The organism is Mycobacterium aquaticum, from assembly GCF_002086485.1.
In the GTDB taxonomy this organism is placed as follows: Bacteria; Actinomycetota; Actinomycetes; order Mycobacteriales; family Mycobacteriaceae; genus Mycobacterium; species Mycobacterium aquaticum.
In genome coordinates, this window is sequence record NZ_MVHF01000016.1 from 64,200 (window position 1) to 87,378 (window position 23,179).

Sequence of the window (23,179 nt, forward strand, 5' to 3'; positions counted from 1 at the left end):
GCCTGGCATCCAGCGGTGCGCGGTACGCTCGCGAAATGACGGCACGACCGGACGACCGGCACCGCGGACCCAGCCTTGCCAGCCGGGCACGGTGGTTGCTCCGCGCCACGCCGGCCGACCACGTGCTGGCCTGGACCGTGGCGTCCGCCTCGCTGCCGGTCGTCGGCAAGCACCTGGAACCACTCGGCGCGATGGCCGCGATGGGCGTCTGGGGCTTCCGGCACATGCCCGACTTCCTCACCTCGTCCGCCAAATCTCGCCTGACCCCGGGAAATGCCCAGGTACGCAAGGCAGAGCGAGACATGACCAACTCGATCGCCCAAGCGGCACTGCGTGGTGTGGTCACCCCCGCCGATCTCGACATCGACTGGCCGGCGCAGCGGCCCATGCCGCCGCTGTGCAACACGCTGGAATACCGCCGCGACGTGTACCGGACCTCGGTGCGCTACGGCGACAGCCCGACGCAGCTGCTCGACGTGTGGCGGCCCAAGCATCTGCCCAGCGAACCCGCACCCGTGCTCTTGTTCGTCCCCGGCGGCGCCTGGGTGCACGGCAGCCGGATGTTGCAGGGCTACGCCCTGATGTCGCACCTCGCGCAGCGCGGCTGGGTGTGCCTGTCCATCGATTACCGGGTAGCCCCGCATCACCGCTGGCCGCGGCACATCACCGACGTCAAGGCCGCGATCGCGTGGGCCAGGGCCAACGTCGACAAGTTCGGCGGCGATCGCAGCTTCGTCGCCATGGCAGGCTGCTCAGCCGGTGGACACCTGGCCGCGTTGGCCGGGCTCACCCCCAACCATCCTGACCTGCAAGGCACGCTGCCCGACGGCTCGGACACCTCGGTGGACGCGGTCGTCGGCATCTACGGCCGCTACGACTGGGAGGACCGGTCCACCGAGGAGCGGGTGCGCTTCGTCAACTTTCTCGAACGCGTCGTCGTCGGCCGCCGCATCGACCGGCACCCCGAGATCTACCGGTTGGCCTCGCCCATCGCGCAGATTCACCGCGACGCCCCGCCGTTCCTGGTCGTGCACGGCACCGGCGACAGCGTCATCCCGGTCGAACAGGCCCGCGTTTTCGTGGACCGGCTCAAGGGCGTATCCCAGTCACCCGTCAGCTATATCGAATTGCCCGGCGCCGGGCATGCCTTCGACATGACCGACGGGGCCCGCACCGGGTCCATCGCGACCGCAATCGGGCTGTTCCTCAACCAAATTCACCGAAATCGGATGCTTGAACGGGCCAAAGCGGTTATATAGACGCCTCCACGTGGGAGGGCAGAAGTGAAGCGGTTGAGTGGGTGGGACGCGTTCCTGCTGTACACCGAAACGCCCAACGTGCACATGCACACGTTGAAGATCGCGGTCATCGCGTTGGACGACCTCGGCGACCGCACGTTCGGCGTCGACGAGTTCCGTCAAGTGATCCACAGCAGGCTCTACAAGCTCGACCCGTTCCGCTATCAGCTGGTCGACATCCCGTTCAAATTCCACCACCCGATGTGGCGGGAGAACTGCGACGTCGACCTCGAATACCACATCCGGCCCTGGCGGCTGCCCGCCCCGGGAGGTCGTCGCGAACTTGACGCCGCCATCGGCGAGATCGCCAGCACCCCGCTGGATCGCAGCCGCCCGCTGTGGGAGATGTACTTCGTCGAAGGTCTGGCCGACGGAGGCGGTGCCGACAGTATGGGTCCGCGGATCGCCGTCGTCGGCAAGGTGCACCACGCCCTCGCCGATGGGGTCGCCTCGGCGAATCTCATGGCCCGCGGCATGGATCTGCAGCAAGGGCCGCAGCGCGACCGCGATTCCTACGCCACCGATCCGGCTCCGTCCAAGAGCGAGTTGGTGCGCTCGGCGTTCCGTGACCACCTGCGGCAGATCGGGCGGTTGCCTGCGACGGTGCGCTACACCGCCGAGGGCATCGGCCGGGTGCGACGCAGCCACCGCAAGCTGTCCCCGGAGCTCACCCGCCCGTTCACCCCGCCACCGAGCTTCATCAACCACGTGCTCGGCCCGAAGCGGCTGTTCGCGACGGCGACGCTGGCGCTTGCCGACGTCAAGGAGACCAGCAAGGCGCTCGGCGTGACGATCAATGACCTGGTGCTGTCCATGTCCTCGGGAGCGTTGCGGACGCTGTTGCTGCGCTACGACGGCAAGGCCGACCATCCGTTGCTGGCCTCGGTACCGATGAGTTTCGACTTCTCCCCGGACCGGATCTCGGGCAACCGGTTCAGCGGTGTGCTGGTCGCGCTGCCAGTCGATGTCGACGACACCGCCGAACGGATCCGCCGGGCCCGCGAAGCGGCGAACCTGGCAAAGGAAAGCCATCAACTGGTCGGCCCCGAGCTGGTCGCGCGGTGGGCGGCGTACATGCCGCCGGCGCCGGTAGAGGCGGCGTTCAAGCGGTTGTCCGCCAAGGACGGCCAGAACAAGGTCCTCAACCTCAACATCTCCAACGTTCCGGGCCCGCGCGAACGCGGCAAGGTCGGCGGCGCCACCGTCACCGAGATTTACTCGGTGGGGCCCATCACTGCGGGCAGCGGCCTGAACATCACCGTGTGGAGTTATGTCGACCAGCTCAACATCTCGGTGCTCGCCGATGACGCCACCGTCAAGGACCCGCACGAGGTCACCGACGCGATGCTCGAGGAGTTCGGCAGCATCCGTCGGGTGGCGGGATTGCCGGACACGCTGACAGTGGTCGAGTCGGCCATGCCGCAATAGCAGGGGCGCGGCAGGTCTGCGGGGTTAATCTGGCCTGAGTTGGGCTGATTCCGGATCGAGGATTGCAGCGATGGCCGAGGGTGATCCGCTGGCGACGCGGCAGAGCTATGCGGGCGATCTGACTGCCGAACTCGCCGACGAGGGTTTCGGCGAGGCACAGGAGATCGGCCGCGGCGGCTTCGGCATCGTCTACCGCTGTGCCCAACCGACGCTGGACCGCACCGTCGCGGTCAAGGTGCTGAACTCGGATCTGGACGACGAGAACATCGACCGGTTCCTGCGGGAGCAGCGTGCCATGGGCCGGCTGTCCGGGCATCCGAACATCGCCACCATCATGCAGGTCGGCGTGACCACCGGAGGCAGGCCCTACCTGGTGATGCCGTTCTACGCGAAAGGCTCGCTGGAGGCGCTCATCGCCAAGCACGGGCCGTTGGACTGGGTGGAGATGCTCAGTGTCGGAGTGAAGATCGCGGGCGCGCTCGACGCCGCGCACGGCGCGGGCATCCTGCACCGCGACGTCAAACCGGGGAACATCCTGCTGTCCGATTACGGTGAGCCGCAGCTGACCGACTTCGGGATCGCCCGGGTCTCGGGCGGATTCCAGACGTCGTCGGGCCTCATCACCGGATCGCCTGCGTTCACCGCCCCCGAGGTTCTGGAGGGTGGCGCCCCCAGCGTCGTCTCCGACGTGTATTCGCTTGGGGCAACACTGTTCTGCGCACTCACCGGGCACGCGGCCTTCGAACGCAGACAGGGCGAGAAGGTGGTGGCCCAGTTCCTGCGGATCACCTCGCAGCCGATCCCGGACCTGCGCGAGCGGGGTATGCCCGACGATGTGGCGGCCGCCATCGAGCAGGCGATGTCCCGCGATCCCGCCGAGCGCCCGGCCAGTGTCAGCGAACTCGGCGACATTCTGCGAGAGGTCCAGCAGCACAACAAACTCGGCGTCGACGTGATGGCCAGGCCCGTCGAGCTCGGGGTCGAACGGCAGGCGCCTGCGCCATCGGCCGAGCGGCGCCGCACCGTCACACCGCCACCCACACCGGCCACCAAGTACCGTCCCGCGACCCCGGTCAAAGGCCTCGTCAACCGGGAGCGGCTGACCCGGTTGCTGCGCGAAGGGGATCGCCGGCGACTCGTATTCATCCACGCGCCACTGGGTTACGGCAAGAGCACGCTGGCTGCCCAGTGGCGCGACGAACTCACCGGTGCGGGTGTTGCGGTCGGTTGGCTGACCATCGACGAGGACGACAACAACGTGGTGTGGTTCCTGGCGCACCTGGTCGAGGCCATCCGCCGGGTCCGGCCGGGCCTGGCCGAGTCGCTCGGGGCGACGCTGGAAGAGCACGGCGAGAACGCCGATCGCTACGTGCTGACGGCTCTGGTCGACGGAATCCATGCCAGCGGTGAGCGGATGGCCGTGGTGATCGACGATTGGCACCGGGTGTCCGACCCTCGCACCAGCGCGGCACTGGGTCTCCTGATCGACAACGGATGCCATCACCTGCAGCTCATCGTGACCAGTTGGTCGGGTTCGGGGCTCCCGCTGAGCAAGCTGCGGATTCACGACGAACTCGTCGAGATCAACGAGAACACAATGCGATTCGACGTCGAAGAAGCGCGGGCACTGCTGCTGGAGGTGGGAAAGCTCGATCTGTCACCCGAGGACGTGGCGGCACTGACCACCTCGACCGATGGATGGGCCGCCGCGCTGCAGCTCGCCACGCTGTCGTTGCGCGGGGCCGAAGACGCCGTGAGCCTGATTGCCCGCATCGCGGGACACGACGGCGTGGTCGGTGAGGTAGTCGGTGAGTTCCTCGCCGAAAACGTCTTGGACACATTGGAACCCGAGCTCCTCGACTACCTCATGCTGACTTCGATCACCAGCCAGATCTGCGGTCCCCTCGCCGAGGCGTTGACCGGGCTGCCCGGCGGACAGGCCCGGCTTGAGGATGTGGAGCGGCGCGGCCTCTTCCTGCGCCGCGCCTGCGAAGACCGCACCTGGTTCCGGTACCACCACATGTTCGCCGAGTTCCTGCGGCGTCGGCTGCAACGCGACCGGCCCGGCATCATCAACGAGCTGCACCGGGCGGCCGCGGCCTGGTTCGCCGCCAACCACGACCTCAACGACGCGGTGGATCATGCTCTGGCCGCGGGCGATCCGGCCTATGCGATCGAGTTGGTCGAGCAGGACGAGACCTATCTGCTCGAACAGTCGAAGATGACGACGTTTCTGGCGATCGTCAAGAAGCTGCCGCCGCAGGCGGTCGTGGCGCGGGCTCCGCTGCAGCTCGTCATCGCCTGGGCGAACATCCTGCTGCAGCGCCGGGCGGAGACCTACACCGCGCTCAACCGTTTCGAGACGGCATTGCGGAGCAGTGGGCTGCCCGAGTCGGTGCAGACGGACCTTCGCGTCGACGCCGACGTGGTGCGAAGTGTCGCAGAGGCTTTCGGGGATCACATCGACCGCATCGAGGCGCTGGTCGCCGAGGTGCTGGCCCGGCCGGACTCGCTGCCGCCCCGCGTCGCCGGCGTGGCGGGCAACATCGCCACTTTCGCTGCCATCTACCGTTTCGACTACGCGGCGGCGCGGCGGCACTCGGCATTCGCCGCGCGGTATCACGATCTGATGGGTGCCTTCGCCCCGGTGTACCGGTTGTGTTTCGACGCCATCGCCGCCAAACATCAACTCGACATCTCCGGCGCCATGGACGCGTTACGGCAGGCCCACGGGATGGGCGCCGAGCTGGGCCCGCACTCCCACGCGGTGCGGGTGGCCGGTGCGCTGCTCGGTGAATTGCTCTATGACACAGGGGAATTGGCCGAGGCATCGCGCATCATCGAGGAGAGCTACGTGCTGGGCTCCGAGGGCGGTGCGGTGGACTACATGATCGCGCTGTACGGTACGGCCGCGCGGCTCAAAGCGGCCGACGGTGATCTCGATGCCGCGGCCACGCGGTTGTCGGACGGGATGCGGGCCGCCGAACGGCTCGACCTGCCCCGGCTCGCTGCGGTGATGACCAATCTGCGGATCCGGCTCGGCCTGCCGGTCACCCCGGATGTCGCGAGCCGGTTGCACGCGTCGTCCGCGGTGATCGCCGGCGTCGACGGGATCGCCACCATCACAGCCGAGTTCGAGGAGGACTGCGCGGTGCGACTGCTGGCCGCGAGCGACTCGGCCGACGACCGTGCGGAGGCGTTGCGGCGCGCCGAGCAGCTGGACGCCGGAATCGATGGCGCGCAACGCCCGTGGGCTGCCCTGCAGGCGGGGTTGCTCGTCGCGGAAACTCTCGTGGCTGCCGGACGACAAGCCGATGGCCTCGGTCATCCTGCCGTTGCCCGGTGCGCCGAACTGGGTCTGACTCGGATTCTGGAGGACGCCGGGCTCGCCTGATTCGCGGTCAAGGCGCCGAATGGCCAGTTGTGCACGCTATTTCGGCGATATCGTGCGTCAACTGGCCACTCGGCGCTCAAAGCAACACGAGGTCGCGGGCAGTGCGGGCCAGGTGGGCGATGGTGCGCCAATCCTGGCGTGCCACGACGTCGGCCGGCGTGAGCCAGCTTCCGCCGACGCACCCCACGTTCGCGCTGGCCAGGTAATCACCCATGTTGGCGGGCGTGATGCCACCGGTGGGGCAGAAGCGGGCCGCGGGAACCGGTGACTGAATGGCACGCAGATACGCGGCGCCGCCTGCCGGTTCGGCGGGGAAGAACTTGAGTTCGGTGTACCCGTGTTCGAGCAGCTGCAGCACCTCCGACACCGTGGAGACGCCGGGCAGATGCGGTAATCCGCTGTCCTGCATGGCTCCCAGCAGCGCGGGCGTGCTGCCCGGCGACACCAGGAACTGCGCGCCGTTGGCCAGGGCCTGCGCAGGCTGCTGCGTGTCGATGATGGTGCCCGCACCCACGAGGATCTCGGGGACCTCGTTGGCGATGCGTTTGATGGCCTCGAGCGCTGCCGGGGTACGCAGGGTCAGCTCGATCACGGGCAGGCCGCCGTCGACGAGGGCCTTGGCGATCGGCACGGCGTCGGCGGCATCGTGCACGACCACGACGGGGATGACGGGGACGAGGTCGAGCAGGGATTCGATGGTCATACGGCGCTCCTGAAGATCGTGGCGCCCTCGTCGGCAGGGCCGACGCCGGCGCGCATGCTGGCAAAAAGTTCCCGGCCGGTGCCGATCCATTCATCGGCGGTCGGGGCCTGCCCGGTGTGCGGGCGGGAGTCGAATTCCTCGGCGGTGACATCGACCGACAACGTGCCGGTGGTGGCGTCGAGGGTGATGATGTCGCCGTCGCGCAACCTGGCCAACGGACCGCCCGCAGCGGCTTCGGGGGTCAGATGGATCGCGGCGGGCACCTTGCCCGACGCGCCGGACATCCGGCCGTCGGTCACCAGGGCCACCTGGTAGCCGCGGTCCTGCAGCACCCCCATGGCCGGGGTCAGCTTGTGCAGCTCGGGCATGCCGAGGCCTTGTGGACCCTGGTAGCGCACCACCCCGATGAAATCGCGGTCGAGCGTGCCGGACTTGAACGCCTCCAGGAAGTCCTCCTGGCTGTCGAACACGACCGCAGGCGCCGTGATGGTGCGGTGCGCGGCGTCCACGGCCGACGTCTTGATGACGCTCGTTCCGAGGTTGCCGGTCAACGTCTTCAGGCCGCCGTCGGGAGCGAACGGCGCGTCGACGCCCCGCAGCACCGCGGTGTCCAAGCTCTCGGGCACGCCGTCGACCCACTGCAGCGCCCCGTCGCTCAGTCCCGGTTCGCGGGTGTAGCGGTGCAATCCGGGCCCGACGACGGTGAGGACGTCATCGTGCATGAGCCCGGCGTCGAGCAGCGACCTGAGCAGAAACGCCATGCCGCCCGCGGCCTGGAAGTGGTTGACGTCGGCCTTGCCGTTCGGATAGATCCGCGCCAGCAGCGGCACCACGGCCGACAGCTCGGCAATGTCGTTCCAGGTCAAGATGATTCCGGCGGCCCGGGCAATGGCGACCAGGTGCATGGTGTGGTTGGTGGAACCACCGGTCGCCAGCAGCGCGACGGCCCCGTTGACCACGGCGCGTTCGCCGACCACTTCGCCGACCGGGGTGTACTCGTCACCCAGCGCGGTGATCTCGCCTGCGCGTGCGCCCGCCGCGGCGGTCAGCGCGTCACGCAGCGGGGTGTCGGGAGTGACGAGGCTCGAGCCGGGCAGATGCAGACCCATCGCCTCCATCAGCAGCTGATTGGAATTCGCGGTGCCGTAGAACGTACAGGTGCCACGGCCGTGGTACGACGCGGCCTCAGCGCCGAGCAGTGCTTCGCGATCGACCTTGCCTTCGGCGTAAAGCTGTCGAATTCTTGCCTTTTCGCCGTTGGGCAGGCCGGACTCCATCGGACCGGCAGGCACGAAGATCGCGGGCAGGTGCCCGAAGCTCAAGGCGCCGATCAGCATGCCAGGCACGATCTTGTCGCACACCCCGAGCATCAGTGCAGCGTCGAACATGTCGTGGGACAAGGCGATTGCCGTCGACATGGCGATCACGTCGCGGGAGAACAGCGACAGCTGCATCCCGGCCCGGCCCTGGGTGATGCCGTCGCACATCGCCGGAACGCCGCCGGCCATCTGCGCGATGGCCCCCGCACTGAGCGCCGCGGCCTTGAGCTGTGCGGGATAGTCCTCGAACGGCTTGTGCGCCGAGAGCATGTCGTTGTACGACGACACGATCGCGATGTTGGGTTTGACGATATGCCGTAGCGCCGCCTTGTCGGGCGCCTCGGCAGCGGCGAAACCGTGGGCCAGGTTGGCACATGCCAGCCGACCGCGGGCCGGGCCGCGCTGCGTCTCGGCGGCGATACGCTCCAGATAGGCACCGCGAGTGGCGGTGCTGCGCTTGACGATCCGCTGGGTCACCTCGGCGACAACGGAATTGAGCGTGGTCATCATGCGGCTCCTTCGTGCCAGCGACGGCCGTCGCGCTCGATCAGGGTGGCTGCATCTACAGGTCCATCGGTGCCCGCGGGGTAGATCCGCGGTACTCGGCCGGAGTCCTGCCAGTGGTGCAGGATTGGTTCGGCCCAAGCCCACGCCGCCTCGACCTCGTCGCGGCGCATGAACAGCGTCGGGTCACCCCGCACGACATCCATGAGCAGGCGTTCATATGCGTCAGGGGACCGGTCCTGGAACGCCTCGGTGTAGTTGAGCGCCAGTGACACCGGTCGCAGGCGTCCACCGGACCCGGGCTCCTTGGCGGTCATCTCCAGGCGGATCTCTTCGTCGGGTTGCAGCGAGATGATCAACCGGTTCGGCTCTGACGCACCTTCGATGCCCGGAAACATCGGTAGCGGAACGGGTTTGAACTGCACGACGATCTCCGACGAGCGTTGTGACATGCGTTTCCCGGTGCGCAGGTAGAACGGCACCCCGGCCCAGCGCCAGTTCCTGATCTCCGCCTTGATCGCAACGAAGGTCTCGGTGAGGCTTTCCGGATTCTCGGCGTCGTCACGGTAGCTGCCGACCACTTCGCCGTCGACCAGACCGGGACCGTACTGGCCGGTGACGGTATCGCGCTTGATGTCGTCGGCCGACAACGGCGCCAGCGCCTGTAGCACCTTGCGTTTCTCGTCACGCACCGATTCGCGGTTGACGTGTGTCGGCGGTTCCATCGCCACCAGGCACAGCACCTGCAGCAGGTGGTTCTGCAGCATGTCGCGCAGTGCTCCGGAGCGGTCGTAGTAGTCGCCGCGGGTTCCCACGCCGAGCGATTCGGCAGCGGTGATCTGCACGTGGTCGATGCGGCTGGAATTCCACAACGGCTCCAGCAGGGTATTCGCGAAGCGCGTGACCAGGAGGTTCTGCACACTCTCCTTGCCGAGATAGTGGTCGATCCGGAAGATCTGGTGCTCGGCGAAGACTGCTCCGACAGCGTCGTTGATCTCCCGCGCCGAAGCGAGGTCACGTCCGATGGGCTTCTCCAGTACCACTCGCGCGCTCTCGGTGACCACGCCATGCGCGTCCAGCGCGGCGCAGATCGGCCCGAACAGCGCAGGCGCGCAGGCCAGGTAGAAGACCCGGATGTCGACGCTCGATGACGCCAGCACGGCGGAGACGGCGGTGTAGTCGGAGGGCTGGGTCAGGTCGATGCTGACGAAGCGCAACCGGGCCAGGAAACGTTCGATGGTGGCGGTTTCAAGCAGGCCGGATGGGACGAATCTGGCCAGTTCGGCCTGGATCTTGTCGCGGTAGCCGGGCTCGTCGAGGCCGGCCTTGGCGACGCCGATGATTCGGGTGTCTTCGGTCAATTGGCCGTCGCGGTCACGTAGGTACAGGGCTGGCAGCAGCTTGCGGACCGCCAGGTCGCCGGTGCCGCCGAAGATCACGAAATCGCAGGGGTCAACGGGTCGCGGTGTACGCATCACTGATCCTCCTCAATGGAGCTTGATCGGTTCAGTGGGAAACTACCGCCACCTTAGGGCTTTGGCAAGCGAACTTATGTATTTGAAGTACCTAAATAGACGGGCTTATGTTTTGCTCTGGCGCCGGGCGTCTTGCTTCAATGGAGGCCATGGCACTCCCTGCGGTACCTCCGACCCCAGGGGAAGTGTTTGCGGTGATCAGGGATCACCGGACCGTGACCCGGGCCGAGATCGGGCGGCTCACCGGCCTCTCGCGTACTGCCGTGACTGCGCGGGTGACCGCGCTCGAATCGCTCGGGCTCGTGATCGAGCAGGACCAGGCCGCGTCGACGGGTGGCCGCCCCGCCGCGCAACTGACGTTCAACGTCGACGCCGGAGTGGTGTTCGCTGCCGCCATCGGCCGCAGCCGCACCCAGCTCGCGTTGTGCAACCTTGCCGGCGACATCTTGGCCTCCAGCGAGGTCGACCAGGAGCCGGGCATGGGCCCCGACGAGTTGATGCCCGATCTCGTCAAGCGGCTCGACGCCCTTCTCGACGACTCCGGGCGCCGAGGTACCCGCATCTTCGGGGTGGGGCTGAGCCTGCCCGGCACCGTCGATCAGCGGTCCGGCGCCAGCCTCGATTCGCCCAACATGGGTGGTTGGGACGGCGTGCCGTTGGCTCCCTACTTCCGGGGCCTCACCGACGCGCCGGTGCTCATGGACAACGACGCCAACGTCATCGCTCTGGCTGAAAGACGCGGGGGGCTCGGAGAATTCGACGACATGCTTGTCGTCAAGGCGTCAACCGGGCTCGGCGCAGGCCTCATCATGGGCGGGCGGCTGCAGCGTGGCGCGGTGCAGGCCGCAGGCGAGTTCGGCCACAGCAAAACCGCTGCCGCCGCCGGAGTGCCGTGCCGCTGCGGTGACACCGGCTGCCTGGAGGCGATCGCCGGTGGCTGGGCGCTCGTGCGCGATCTGCAGCGAGATGGCCACCCCGTGGGGCATCTACGGGACGTCGTCACCTTGGCACACAGCGGGGATGCCGAGGCTCGCCGCATGATCCGGGAAAGCGGACGCCACATCGGCGAAGTTCTCGCGGCTGCGGTCAACCTGCTCAATCCTGCCGCGCTGGTCGTCGCAGGCGACATGGTCGGCGCCTACGACGTATTTGTCGCAGGCATGCGAGAAACCCTGTACGGCAACGCCACTGCGCTGGCTACCCGCACGCTGCAGATCATGCCTGCGATCCACCGGGAACGCTCCAGCATGGTCGGTTGCGCGATCACCGCGCTCGACCACGTGCTGAGTCCCGATGCCGTCGACGCCGCGCTCGGGAGTGCGTTGCCCTGAGCCGCGACATCGACGTCAGACCGCCGGTGGTTCGAAACCCAGCTCCGCCAATCGGTCCCGGTAGGCGGCGACGGTGCCCAGCTTGACCGATTCGTAACCACGCACCAGGTCGGCAGCGGCCGCCGCGGCGACGGCGGTGTCGTAGCCCCCGACGGTCAGCGTCGCGGCCGCACCGAGCACCATGTCCCGGTAGTGCGCCAACATTGCACGTTCGGTGCGGCGCAGCGATGCATGACCGAACGGGTCGAAGGCGGTTCCCCGCAATCTCTTTCCCTTGGCCAAGAGCCGCAGCGTCAGGTGGCTGCGCGGCCCGAACCCGATTTTCGAGCGACGGCCCAAGGCCCGCAGCGCCGGTGGATGCAGCCGGTAGGTGAGGTCGGTGGCACCCGGGAACTGTGCCTGCACGGACGCCGCGAACGCGGGGTCGGTGAGCAGCCGGGCCACTTCGTACTCGTCTTTGTAGGCGGTCAGCTTGAACAGTCCCTCGGCGACTGCCGTGCTGAATTCCGTCCGGTCGCCCAGCCGGCGCTCCGCAGCCCACACCGCCTCGACCACGTCGATGTATTCGGCGGCCACCGCGCGGCTCTGGTAGGCCACGAGTTCGGCGGCACGGCGTTCGACCAAGGGCCGCAACGGCTCTGCCACCGTGATGCGTCCCGCCAGCGCAGTGGGCAGGGTGGGGATGGTGCGGTTCTCGACAGAGGACGCAGTCGTCGCTTCGGCGAACGCTTCAGGAGCGCAGACGGCGGCCCGGCCCCAGCGGAACGCAGCCACATTGGTGGCGACCGCCACGCCGTTGAGCTCGATGGCGCGCTCCACGAATGCCGCCGGGATCGGCAGTGCGCCGAGTTGTACGGCCGCGCCGACCAAGAGGAAGTTCGCCGCGGCGGTCGACCCGAACAAGGCCTCCGCGGCCGCGAGCGCGTCGAAGCTCAGCAGGTCCTGGGTGGACACGCTGAGCCGGTCCAGCAGGGCATGGTCATCGGGGTGGGTCACCTGCGGATCGGACACCATAGCGCCGGTGGCCGTGCGGCTCGTCGAGGCCACTGCGACCGTACGGGTGCTGTGCGCGTAACGCAGATTGCCCACGTCGGTCGCGGTCAGCAGGTCGAAAGCCAGCAGGCAGTCCGCCGTAGCGGGGCTGACGCGGTTCGACGACACGATCGGTTCGGTGCTGAGCCGCAGATGCGACGTCACCGGGCCTGCCTTCTGACTCAGGCCGGTCTGGTCCAGTCCCTGCACATGCAACCCGGCCTGCAGGGCCGCGACGCCCAACACCTGGTTCACGGTGACGATCCCGGTCCCGCCGATACCCGCAAGGAAGATGTTGCAGGTAGACGCCGGGCGGGTCACCCGCGGATGCGTCAGCTCCGGCAGGTCCGGAGTTCGCCGCTCCGAGCGCTGCTGGTGTTCGGGGAGTTCGACGGTGACGAACGACGGGCAATCGCCGTCGAGGCAGCTGTAATCGGTGTTGCAGCTGGTCTGGTCGATACGGGTCTTGCGGCCGAACTCGGTTTCCACAGGCTGCACCGACAGGCAGTTGCTCTTCACGCCGCAGTCTCCGCAGCCCTCGCACACGGCCTCGTTGATCACCACCCGCTTGCGGCGCACCGGTTGCAGACCCCGCTTCCGTTTGCGCCGCGCCTCGGCCGCGCACTGCTGGTCGTAGATCAGCACGGTCACGCCTTCGGTGTCACGCAAGATCCGTTGCGCCTCGTCGAGCCGATCCCGGTGCCACAGCAGAGTTCCCGACGCGAGGCTGCTCGCCGGGTAACGCGTGGGGTCCTCGGCGCACACGATGATGCGCCGGACGCCTTCGGTGGTCAGCTTGTGGGTGAGCGCGGGCACCCCGAGTGCGGCCTCGGCGTCTTGTGCGCCCGTCATCGCGACGGCCGAGTTGTACAGGATCTTGTAGGTGATGTTGACCCCGGCGGCCACGCAGGCCTGCACAGCGAGCTGCCCGGAGTGGAAATACGTTCCGTCACCGATGTTCTGGAAGATGTGTTTGACGCCGGCATATGGCGCCTGGCCGATCCACTGCGTGCCCTCGCCGCCCATCTGGGTCAACCCGGTCACCGCCGATTCGGAGCGCGCCGACATCGTCACCAGGGTGTGGCATCCGATTCCACCGGCCGCCAGCGACCCTTCGGGAACGGCCGTGGACCGGTTGTGCGGGCATCCCGAGCAGAAGTACGGGGTGCGCGTCGTGGTCAACGGGGTCAGCTCGAGGCGCGGCGGCGGCAGCGGCGCAACGGGCATGCGCGGATGCAGTATCCGGTGCAGCGGGCGCAGCAGACGTGCGGCGGTGAGTTCGCCGTCGGCGGGGACGAGTGGCCGTCCGGCGCCATCCAGCTTGCCGATCACCTGCGGGCGGTCGTCGAGATCGTAAAGCGCCTGTACCACCTGGGTTTCGACGAACGCGGTCTTGTCTTCGACCACCAGCACCGTGTCCACACCGCGGGCCAGGCGCCGGATCCGTTCGGCTCCCAGCGGATAGGGCATGCCCACGCGGAGTATCCGGATTCCGCGCCGGTCCAGATCGTCCTCTTGCAGCCCGAGTTCGTCGAGCGTCTGCCGCAGAGCGTCGTAGGCGGTTCCGACCGCAACGATGCCCAGCCACGCCTCCGCCGGATCCACCTCGATGCTGTCGACGTCATTGGCGGCGTTGAACGCCTGCACCATCGCCCAGCGTGGACCGTAGAGGTCGGCCTCGGCGAGCACGCTGTCCGGTGGCGCCGCCATCACCCGTTGCCGGTGGGTCCATGTCCGGCCCTGCCACTGCAGGTCCGGCAGCGTGATCTCGAAGTCGGAGTAGTCCCGGCGCACCGTCCAAAGGCCATCTGCCACATCGGCATTGAGCTTGAGGGCGACGGGGCAGCCCGACACCCTAGAGAGCGCGACGCCGTACAGCCCGAAGCCGATGATCTCCTCGGCGTTGCGGGGGAACAGCACCGGGATGTTCATCGCGGCCAGTGAGCGCTCACTGGAGGCAGGCACGGTCGACGACTTCGCCGCCGGATCGTCACCGACCATCAACAGGACACCGCCCGACGGATTCACACCGTAGACCGTCATGTGCCGCAACGCGTCGGTGGCGCGGTCCAACCCCGGCCCCTTGCCGTACCAGACCCCGACGACACCATCATGCGTCCGGGTGTCCTGCGGCAGCTCCAACTGACTGCCCCACACCGACGTCGCCGCCAGTTCCTCGTTCATCCCCGGTACCAGCGTCACATCGTGGTGCTGCGACAGTCCGTCGATACCGGCCAGCAGCTTGTCCAATCCGGCCAGCGGGCTGCCCGGATACCCGGACACGAACGTCGCCACCGTGCGTCCGGCGCGGCCGTCGCGCGCGCGTTGTTCGACGAACTGGCGTGCCACCGCCTGCACGCCGGTGAGCAACACAGGTCCGGAGTCCACCCGGTAGCGGCTGGCCAGATTCGCCGAAACTCTTGGGGCATCGTCGAGTTGGGTCACCAGGTAACGATCACCGAGCTCATCACCACGGTCAACACAAGCGCTCGCAACTGAGCAAGATGGTCAATCTGTGGTAGCCGTCACATCGCCAGCTGAGCGGATTGCTCAGCGCAGCACGGCGCCGGGGTTGAGGATCCCGTGGGGGTCGAGCGCGTCTTTGATGCGGTGGGTCAGGCGTTCGACCCCGCGCTCAACGCGATGCACGGCGCACGGATTACGCGACGAGATCACGCGCTGTTGCCGGGCCAACCGGAGGCAGACAAGCATGCGGCAGGGTTTCGGTAGCGTCAGCACCACTCCGGGCTGGCGGCCAGCCTCAATCCGCAGGTGAAACGGCGTGTCTAGAGCAGAAACGCCTCGCCGCCGTAGGGGTAGAACTGCACCGGTGGGGGAGCATCGTTGATCTGGACATTGCCGGGTGACTGGCAGACCGATCCGGAGCCGCTTGACGCGCAAGTCTGCTGCAACGGACCTGCTGCCGAGCCGGGAGCCGCTGCGGCGATCGGTGCAGCGAGGATCGCTGCGGCGGCTGCGGCGGCCCCGATCAGTGGTGCGATATACGTGAGCCTGTTACGCATGGTGTAACCCCTTAACGGCTAGCGCTTGTATGCGGACGTGTTCATGCTGACCGCTCGGCTGATGTCGTGTCGTTGCCGCTAGCGTCCATGAGGCCGGTGGCTAACCGGAATTTCACGGCGACGGCTCGAACACGTTGGCTGAGAGCCGAGTTCGACTACCCAAAGGACTTCTGTACTTCGGGACGTCTTCTCAATACGTCTACCGGCCAACGGGAATCGACGATGGGTGTTGTCTGCGATGCCGATCTGGCTGTCGCGTCGCAACCTTGGGAAATGATTTCGCGCGCCGAAAAACGGGCACCCGTGCCCGAGACCCGCGGCCCCATGTCCTAGGAGGACCAACGCATGAACACCGTCCCTGCAGTCACTCTCAACGACGCAAACGCCATCCCGCAACTCGGATTCGGCGTCTTTCAGATCGAGCCAGACCAGACCGCTGATGCTGTCCGCACGGCGCTGGAGGTGGGTTATCGCCACATCGACACCGCCGAGATGTACGGGAACGAGAAAGAGGTCGGTCAGGCGTTGCGTGAGGCGGGGGTGGACCGTGCAGAGGTGTTCATAACCAGCAAGCTCAACAACGGGTATCACCGGCCCGACGACGCGCGCCGCGCCTTCGACGCCACACTGTCGGCGCTCGGTTCGGACTATGTGGACCTGTTCCTCATCCACTGGCCGTTGCCCACTCTCTACGGCGGTGATTTTGTCTCGACCTGGAATGTGCTCGAGGAGTTCGCGAGGGACGGTTGCGCGCGAAGCATCGGCGTGTCGAACTTCCAGCCCGGCCATCTGGACCGGTTGGCCGAAGGCTCGCAGACGGTGCCGGCCGTCAACCAGATCGAGGTACACCCCTATTTCGGCAACGAGGCGGTGCGCAACTACGACGAAGCACATGGGATTGTCACCGAGGCGTGGTCACCGATCGCACAGGGCAAGGTGCTCGGTGATGACGTCGTCACTGGTATCGCTCAGGCCCATGGCAAGACGCCGGCGCAGATTGTGTTGCGCTGGCACATTCAGCGCGGCGACGTGGTGTTCCCGAAGTCGGCAACCCCCGAACGGATCAGGACGAACTTTCAGATCTTCGACTTCAGCCTCGACGTCGACGACATGCGGGCAATCACGGGCCTGGATCGTGGCGAGACCGGCCGCACCGGCCCCGATCCTGACGAATTCGACTACGTCCCCGGATGAGAACCGGCATCGGGCTGGTGATCCACGGCGCTCACCGCACTCGGGCACGGCCGCTGACCGGAAATATCCATGACCGGGCCTACGTGCGCCGTGCGGCAGGGGAAGATAGACAGACTGCAGGCCTGTCTGGCGGCAGTGACGCGCATTAGACGTTGAGGCCGAGGCGAACGGGGCAACGATGAGCGCAGACGAGCAACGGGCGGCGAGACGAGTCGTCCTCGCCGATGACGACGTACTGCTGCGCGAAGGCCTGGCCAGCCTGCTGAACCGGTCCGGGTTCGAGGTGGTCGGGCAGGCCGGCGACAGTCGAGACGTGTTGCCGCTCGTACACGACAAGTCCCCGGATCTGGTGCTGACCGATATCCGGATGCCGCCCACCCACACCACCGAGGGACTCGACGTCGCACGGACGATCCGCGAGCAGTTCCCCGATATCGCGATTCTTGTCCTGTCGGCACACGTGGAGGTCGAGCACGCGATCGAACTTCTGGCCAGCGGTCAGCGCATCGGCTACCTGCTCAAAAGTCGAGTGACCGACGTGGCCGATTTCATCGACACGCTTCAGCGGATCAGCAACGGGGCATCGGTCATCGACCCGGCCCTGGTGCAGGAACTCGTGACGGCTCGGCGGCGCGACGACCCGTTGGCTGCATTGTCTGAGCGCGAACGTGAGGTGCTGGCGTTGATGGCAGAGGGCCGGTCGAACGCCGGTATCGGCCATAAGCTCTGGGTCACTGAGGGAACCGTAGAAAAGCATGTGCGCAGCATCATGAGCAAGCTGAATCTGTCTGATAGCGGTGAGGATCACCGCAGAGTATTAGCAGTGATCGCGTTTCTCGACGCCCAGTGACTGCCGCGTGTAAGTGCGAGCAGCGTTGCTGTGGAGATTCCGCGTGCGCATGGGATGTCAATCACCGCTGGATGAGCGAAGAACGTAGATCCGGCTCAACCGGCCGAGAGTACGGACTCCGATGGCGATCGACGCGCCGGTAGCTCTTACGACAAAAGCGCGTTGGGCGGGACTAGGGCAGTCCTGCCCAACGCGTGAAGTCGACGTCAACGGCGGTGGAATAGTAGAGCGTTCGAGTCCCCTCCGAAGGGCATCTGTGCTTGTGCAGCCTCCTGCGCGGCTCCTCCTGGGGTTGCGGTCACCTGCGCGTTGCCCGGGGTCTGCTGCAGATTGACATCCGCGGAGGCGATCGGAGCCAGTCCGATCGTGACTGCCGCGGCAGCGATGGCCACAGGTGCGATGTAGTGCATTCTCATTGTTTCTCCTTTGAGGATCAGGATTTTGATGCTGGTATTCCTGAGTTGGTGCGCCCGGTTTGGACTGAACTCATGGTCGCGCCGTAGCCAGCCCATGTCGCCACTGCTGCCATCCATCTATGTGGGTGGCCAGCTGGAATGAACGGCTGATGGGCGTGGTATGCGCTCCTGGAGGCAATCGTGCAGTGGCTGTTACCGCCAGCAGCTCGCAGATACCCGCTAGCGGTAACGACTTATGCGCTGTCACTGAGTAGCGTGCAAGTCAACCGCCGCAGCCGTCGGACGTCCCATGGCTGGTCGGGACCACCGAGCAAGGTAAGGACCAGATGATGTCAGCACATGCCTCACCAGATGACGCGCCACTGTGGGGCAAGCGCGCCGACGTGATCGTGCGTACCGAGGCGCCGTTCAATGCCGAGCCTCCGCCAACTCTATTGGCTGCCAATGAGATCACGCCGGTCGAGGCATTCTATGCGCGTAATCACGGCCTGTTTCCCGACATCGCGCCGGGGCAATGGCGGCTGGACGTAGGGGGCCTGGTTGACACGCCGATGACGCTGACTCTCGACCGGTTGACGACCGGATTTGATCATCACACCGTCGTGGCAACTCTGGCGTGTGCAGGCAACCGGCGCGCGGAGCTGTTGCGGGCGCGCCCTATTCCCGGCAAGGACCCGTGGGAACACGGGGCGATATCGACCGCAGCCTGGTGCGGCGTGCGGCTTGCCGACGTTCTGGACGCGGCCGGTGTGTACCGCCGCGACGGGCTGCACGTGGAGTTTCTCGCCCCAGACATCGCCGCGGAGGCACGCCCGGCGCAGGCCTACGGCAGCTCGATCCCGCTCGAGAAGGCGATGTCGCACGAAGTGCTGCTGGCGTGGCAGATGAACGGGCAGCCGCTGCCGCGGGCGCACGGCGGACCGGTGAGGGCGGTGGTTCCGGGCTACATCGGGGCCCGCAGCGTCAAGTGGATCACCGCTGTCACGGTGCGAGATCACCCATCGCACAACTACTTCCAGGAAGTTGACTACCGTATCTTACCGCCCGACGCCGACCCCGACACCGCCGCCGTGGGCGATGGTATACCGCTGTCGCGCCTGCCGCTCAACTGCGACATCCTCGCGCCTACTGGCGGTGACCGCATCGGGGCCGGTGAGGTCGTGTTGCGCGGCTGGGCGATGGCCGGTGACGGCCAGGGCATAGGACGCGTCGATGTATCCATCGACGGAGGCCACACATGGCGTCAGGCCCAACTGCACACTGCCCGCAGTAAGTGGGCATGGTCACTGTGGTCGCTATCTGTCGACGTGGTGCCCGGCCCGCTAAGTATCACTGCGCGTGCATGGGATGACACCGGTATGACCCAGCCCGAATCCCCTGCTTCCCTGTGGAATCCGCGCGGCTACGGCAACAACGCCTACTCCCGTGTTGATGTGCGTGTGATGTGAATCGATAGCCGCGGTTGGGTCGATCGAACGTCGTGACTCACCCTGTGCCGTGTCGGTGTCGTCCGGCCGTCGATCGAGCGGCAGACATGTTTCGGTGAATACGTGGTCGCGTCACCCCTACATGTTGGCTGGGACCCCGAATTCCGGCTAGCGGTGCCACGGATGGGTGTCAGCGGCCACGACATGCTTTGCGCGTCAACCGATCATGGAATCAGACCGATCAACTATGCCGCAAAGGAGTCAATCATGCTAATCAAGATGCGTTACATGACAACAATTTTAGGTACGGCGATCATCGCTGCGGCGATCGGCGCCGCGCCGATCGCCAATGCCGACACCAGCATCATCCCGAATCAGGAATCCTGTGTCGGCGCGGTGTGCCAGTCACCGGGAAACGTGCAGATCAATGACGCTCCGCCGCCGGCAGCATACTATCCCTACGGAGGCGAGGCGTTCCTGCTCGGCGGTAGTGGAGGATTTGGCGGCGGGGGATTCCACGGCGGCGGCGGCCATCGATAGCCGCTTCGGCGAGTAGCCAGACCAGCACCCAATCGGGAAGGAATTGACCAATGAGAATCAAGATGCGCTACAGTACAACGCTTTTGGTGGCTGCGTCCGCAGCGTCCATCGCAATTGCGCCGATCGCGGCGGCGGCACCGGCGTCATTTCCGGCCGACGTGGGCAACGCCTCGTCGGCCGCCTCCGCGTCCGGCGCGCAGTCATGCATTGTGCTGGGCGGTACCCAGTCCCAGTGCCAGTCACCCGGCAATGTGCAGATCAACGACTCGCCGCCTCAGGTGGACTACTACCCGTACGCGGGCGGGGCGACCTAGCCCATCGGGTCCAACCATCGTTGGGTTGATGGGAAATCGCGTACAGCTCCGTCAGATTGACACGATGGGCTCCTTGTGTGCTGCGTCCGCTCATGGGAGGTTGAAGTTTGTCATGACCGGCCATGACGACTCCCATCCCGATCTGACCGCCACTAGAGATGACGCCGTACGAGCGCCGCGACACACCCGCGCCGCCATGTTTTCCCATTGGCAGGAGAACCCGGACCCGGATCATCCAGCGGTGATCGCACAGCCGCGGGGCGACGGGGTGGTCGCCGCCGGGGTGGCTCAAGGTCAGTTCGTACCACGGCGCCGAGATGATTGACGCTCTGCGCGAGAGATCATGTCCGCTGGGCGAAATGCGATGTCGCGCGCACAGCGTGAGCGGGTTTTCTTAATACTGGAACGCTCGGACTTCGCGCAGCGCATGTGGCTCGACCATCTGCTGGGCGCGGCCGCGTTACCGCTGGCAGGTAGATATCGAATACCGGTGGCATGCGGCCCGGATGGCCACCAGCGCCGACGACACCAACCGCAGCCATCGGTGATCGTGGTTCTATGGTCACTTCCCCCGAATCAACACAAGCGGTCAACCATCATCAGTCCGCACCGGTCGCTAGTCCACGCGCGGGCGCAAAGTTCATCGTCGAGGCCATCGGAACGTTCTTTTTGGTGTTCACTGTCGGCGCCGCCGTCACCACGGCGAGCCCACTGGCCCCCGTCGGGATCGGCGCCGTGCTGATGGTGATGATCTACGCCGGCGCTCACTTGTCGGGCGGTCACTACAACCCCGCCGTCACACTTGCTGTGCTGGTGCGCGGCAAAATTGGACTGGTCGACGCACTCGGGTACTGGATCGTTCAGTTCGGTGCCGGACTCTTGGCCGCGATTGTGGTACGCAACGTCGTTGGCGCGGACCGGGTCACGACTCGAGCCCCGCTGACCTTGTCCGGTCACGCTTTGCTGGCGGCCTTCGCCGTCGAGCTGTTGTTCACCTTCGCGCTCTGTTACGTGGTGCTCAACGTCGCCACCAGTCGCCGCCATCCTGACAACACCTTTTACGGCGCTGCCATCGGCTTCACCGTGATGGCCGGTGCCGTCGCGGTCGGCGCCATATCAGGTGGCGCCTTCAACCCCTCCGTTACGCTCGGGGCCGCCGTGATGGACATCTTCGCGTGGCCGACGCTATGGGTGTATCTGGTGGCACAGGCAATTGCGGGCCTGGCTGCGGGCGTGACCTTTCTGGCACTAAACCCTGACGATAAATAGCGTGAACATTTCTGGCGCCGTGAGATAACGTCACTCAGCGCATCTGGCAATGGTGCTCCTGAGATTGGCATAGCGGCCGCGTGGCCACCTCCAGTGAGGCGAAACGGCAGCAGCCGCCGGCCTTTTCGGTGCCGGCGGCTGCTCGGTTTCGCTCAGACCACGCCTTTGGCGTGCATGTCGGCGATTGCCTCGGGGTTGTAACCGAGCTCGGTGAGAACGTCGTCGGTGTGCTCGCCGAGCAGCGGTGAGCCGGTGATCTGCGGGGTGAAGTCGGAGAATTTGACCGGGCTGCCGACGGTCAGGTAGGTGCCGCGCTGCTTGTGCGCGACCTCGACGATGCTGCCGCTGGCACGCAGCGCGGGGTCGTAGGCGATTTCCTTCATGCTCATCACCGGCGCGGTGGGCACCTCGTAGCGGCGCAGGATGTCGACAGCCTCGTACTTCGTCTTGTCGGCGAGCCAGTTCTCGATCTCGTCGAAGATCTCGAAGATGTGTGGCTGGCGTGCCTCAGCGGTGGCGTACGCGGGGTCGTCGACCCATTCCGGTCGAGCGATCGCCTCGCACGTTCGTGCCCAATTCTGCTCCTGGATCGTGAAGTAGATGTAGGCGTTGGGATCGGTATCGGCGCCCTTGCACTTGAGAACCCATCCGGGCTGGCCGCCGCCGCCGGCGTTGCCGCCGCGAGGAACGGTATCGCCGAACGTGCCGTTCGGGTATTGGGGATACTCCTCCAAGTAGCCGACCCGCTCCAACCGCAACTGGTCGCGCAGCTTCACCCGGCACAGGTTGAGCACGGCGTCTTGCATCGACACCGAAACCTTCTGGCCCACACCGGTCTTTTGACGGGCCATCAGCGCGGTGAGAATGCCGATCAGCAGATGCATGCCGGTGTTGCTGTCGCCGAGCGCCGCACCGCTGATCGTCGGCGGACCGTCCCAGAATCCCGTCGTGGAGGCCGCGCCGCCGGCGCATTGAGCGACGTTGTCGTAGACCTTGAGATCCGACCACGGCGAGTCGTCGTTGAATCCCTTGACCGAGCCGAAGATCAGCCGCGGATTCAGCTCGTGGAGGTGCTTCCAACCCAGACCCATGCGGTCCATCGCGCCTGGTGCGAAGTTCTCAACGAGGACGTCGGCGTCGCGAATCAGCTTTTCCATCACCTCCTTGCCTTCGGTGGTCTTTGTGTCGATCGCAAGCGAGCGCTTGTTGCTGTTGAGTTGCGTGAAGTACAACGCATCAACGTCGGGGATGTCGCGCAGCTGCCGGCGGGTGACGTCACCGACGCCGACCCGCTCAACCTTGAGCACGTCGGCGCCGAACCACGCCATCATCTGGGTGCACGCGGGACCGGCCTGCACCCCGGTGAAGTCGATCACCTTGATTCCGCTCAGTGGTGGTTGACTCATGATGAATTCCCTTTCTTCTGAATACTGTTCGCTCCGGGAGACGTATCGCTCACGGGTGCCCGATGCCCTTGGGATTGAGGTTGGTCAGATGACCGCTTTCGGTGCCTGCGGTCGGGTCGATGACGCAGTCGATGAGCGCAGGCTTGCCCGAGGCCAATGCATCCCTTAGCGCCGCTGTCAGCTCGTCAGGCGTGGTGGCTCGATAGCCCCGACCACCGAAAGCCTCAATCAGCTTGTAGTGGCGAGCGTTCACCAT

General features: G+C 66.2%; 19 protein-coding genes. 10 read left to right on the forward strand and 9 right to left on the reverse strand.

Annotated elements, in window-relative coordinates; translation table 11 throughout:
* Positions 1–35: 35 nt before the first annotated feature.
* The 3 genes from BST13_RS17130 to BST13_RS17140 all read left to right on the forward strand — a co-directional run bounded on the left by BST13_RS17130 (position 36) and on the right by BST13_RS17140 (position 6,120).
* The gene (locus tag BST13_RS17130; protein WP_083165216.1) at positions 36–1,259 is read left to right on the forward strand and encodes an alpha/beta hydrolase; all 1,224 of its coding nucleotides are present in this window, start codon (positions 36–38) and stop codon (positions 1,257–1,259) included.
* Positions 1,260–1,283: 24 nt separating this feature from the next.
* A complete protein-coding gene (locus tag BST13_RS17135; RefSeq protein WP_083165217.1) occupies positions 1,284–2,726 on the forward strand; it encodes a WS/DGAT/MGAT family O-acyltransferase in 1,443 nt (480 codons plus the stop codon).
* Positions 2,727–2,796: 70 nt separating this feature from the next.
* Positions 2,797–6,120 carry a serine/threonine-protein kinase gene (locus BST13_RS17140; RefSeq protein WP_083165218.1) on the forward strand — a complete coding sequence of 1,108 codons (3,324 nt, stop codon included), beginning with the start codon at positions 2,797–2,799 and terminating at the stop codon, positions 6,118–6,120.
* A gap of 76 nt (positions 6,121–6,196) precedes the next feature.
* Here BST13_RS17140 and eda read toward each other — a convergent pair whose 3' ends face one another.
* Genes eda through zwf form a run of 3 tightly spaced genes read right to left on the reverse strand, consistent with a single transcriptional unit; the run spans position 6,197 to position 10,121 of the window.
* Positions 6,197–6,823, reverse strand: a complete 627-nt coding sequence (eda, locus tag BST13_RS17145; protein WP_083165219.1) for a bifunctional 4-hydroxy-2-oxoglutarate aldolase/2-dehydro-3-deoxy-phosphogluconate aldolase — start codon at positions 6,821–6,823, stop codon at positions 6,197–6,199.
* A complete protein-coding gene (edd, locus tag BST13_RS17150; protein ID WP_083165280.1) occupies positions 6,820–8,649 on the reverse strand; it encodes a phosphogluconate dehydratase in 1,830 nt (609 codons plus the stop codon). Before edd ends, eda begins: the two co-directional genes overlap by 4 nt.
* On the reverse strand, positions 8,649–10,121 hold the full coding sequence (gene zwf / locus BST13_RS17155; RefSeq protein WP_170064298.1) for a glucose-6-phosphate dehydrogenase: 1,473 nt from the start codon (positions 10,119–10,121) through the stop codon (positions 8,649–8,651). The genes edd and zwf overlap by 1 nt, the downstream gene beginning before the upstream one ends.
* Before the next feature lie 140 nt (positions 10,122–10,261).
* Between zwf and BST13_RS17160 the strand changes: the two genes are divergently transcribed.
* Positions 10,262–11,452: an ROK family protein gene (locus BST13_RS17160; protein WP_095533588.1), complete on the forward strand. Its 1,191-nt coding sequence runs from the start codon at positions 10,262–10,264 to the stop codon at positions 11,450–11,452.
* 15 nt (positions 11,453–11,467) lie between these two features.
* On the opposite strand, the gene BST13_RS17165 is transcribed toward BST13_RS17160, so the two are convergent.
* The 3 genes from BST13_RS17165 to BST13_RS17170 form a co-directional block, all read right to left on the reverse strand.
* On the reverse strand, positions 11,468–14,929 hold the full coding sequence (locus BST13_RS17165) for an indolepyruvate ferredoxin oxidoreductase family protein (protein ID WP_083165221.1): 3,462 nt from the start codon (positions 14,927–14,929) through the stop codon (positions 11,468–11,470).
* A gap of 105 nt (positions 14,930–15,034) precedes the next feature.
* Positions 15,035–15,196 carry an FAD-linked oxidase C-terminal domain-containing protein gene (locus BST13_RS38710; protein WP_142282798.1) on the reverse strand — a complete coding sequence of 54 codons (162 nt, stop codon included), beginning with the start codon at positions 15,194–15,196 and terminating at the stop codon, positions 15,035–15,037.
* A 74-nt stretch (positions 15,197–15,270) separates the two neighbouring features.
* Entirely contained in the window at positions 15,271–15,507 is a 237-nt protein-coding gene (locus BST13_RS17170) for a hypothetical protein (protein ID WP_083165222.1), read from the reverse strand.
* Between the two features lie 345 nt (positions 15,508–15,852).
* Between BST13_RS17170 and BST13_RS17175 the strand changes: the two genes are divergently transcribed.
* Both BST13_RS17175 and BST13_RS17180 read left to right on the forward strand, forming a co-directional pair.
* Entirely contained in the window at positions 15,853–16,701 is an 849-nt protein-coding gene (locus BST13_RS17175) for an aldo/keto reductase (RefSeq protein WP_083165223.1), read from the forward strand.
* 178 nt (positions 16,702–16,879) lie between these two features.
* Positions 16,880–17,551 (forward strand): response regulator, encoded by a 672-nt coding sequence (locus tag BST13_RS17180; protein ID WP_083165224.1) that lies wholly within the window; start codon positions 16,880–16,882, stop codon positions 17,549–17,551.
* 206 nt (positions 17,552–17,757) lie between these two features.
* On the opposite strand, the gene BST13_RS17185 is transcribed toward BST13_RS17180, so the two are convergent.
* Complete coding sequence (locus tag BST13_RS17185; RefSeq protein WP_083165282.1) at positions 17,758–17,967, reverse strand: hypothetical protein; 210 nt, start codon at positions 17,965–17,967, stop codon at positions 17,758–17,760.
* A 326-nt stretch (positions 17,968–18,293) separates the two neighbouring features.
* Here BST13_RS17185 and BST13_RS17190 point away from each other — a divergent pair, with 326 nt between their 5' ends.
* From BST13_RS17190 to BST13_RS17205, 4 genes are all read left to right on the forward strand, one after another.
* Positions 18,294–19,415 carry a sulfite oxidase gene (locus BST13_RS17190; protein ID WP_083165225.1) on the forward strand — a complete coding sequence of 374 codons (1,122 nt, stop codon included), beginning with the start codon at positions 18,294–18,296 and terminating at the stop codon, positions 19,413–19,415.
* Between the two features lie 162 nt (positions 19,416–19,577).
* A complete protein-coding gene (locus BST13_RS17195) occupies positions 19,578–19,934 on the forward strand; it encodes a hypothetical protein (protein ID WP_245839680.1) in 357 nt (118 codons plus the stop codon).
* Between the two features lie 86 nt (positions 19,935–20,020).
* A complete protein-coding gene (locus tag BST13_RS17200) occupies positions 20,021–20,248 on the forward strand; it encodes a hypothetical protein (protein ID WP_245839682.1) in 228 nt (75 codons plus the stop codon).
* 558 nt (positions 20,249–20,806) lie between these two features.
* Positions 20,807–21,517: an MIP/aquaporin family protein gene (locus tag BST13_RS17205; RefSeq protein ID WP_083165227.1), complete on the forward strand. Its 711-nt coding sequence runs from the start codon at positions 20,807–20,809 to the stop codon at positions 21,515–21,517.
* 152 nt (positions 21,518–21,669) lie between these two features.
* Here BST13_RS17205 and frc read toward each other — a convergent pair whose 3' ends face one another.
* Together frc and BST13_RS40415 are read right to left on the reverse strand one after the other, a co-directional pair.
* Complete coding sequence (gene frc, locus BST13_RS17210) at positions 21,670–22,923, reverse strand: formyl-CoA transferase (protein ID WP_083165228.1); 1,254 nt, start codon at positions 22,921–22,923, stop codon at positions 21,670–21,672.
* Positions 22,924–22,972: 49 nt separating this feature from the next.
* The gene (locus BST13_RS40415; protein WP_425437026.1) at positions 22,973–23,179 is read right to left on the reverse strand and encodes a thiamine pyrophosphate-dependent enzyme; all 207 of its coding nucleotides are present in this window, start codon (positions 23,177–23,179) and stop codon (positions 22,973–22,975) included.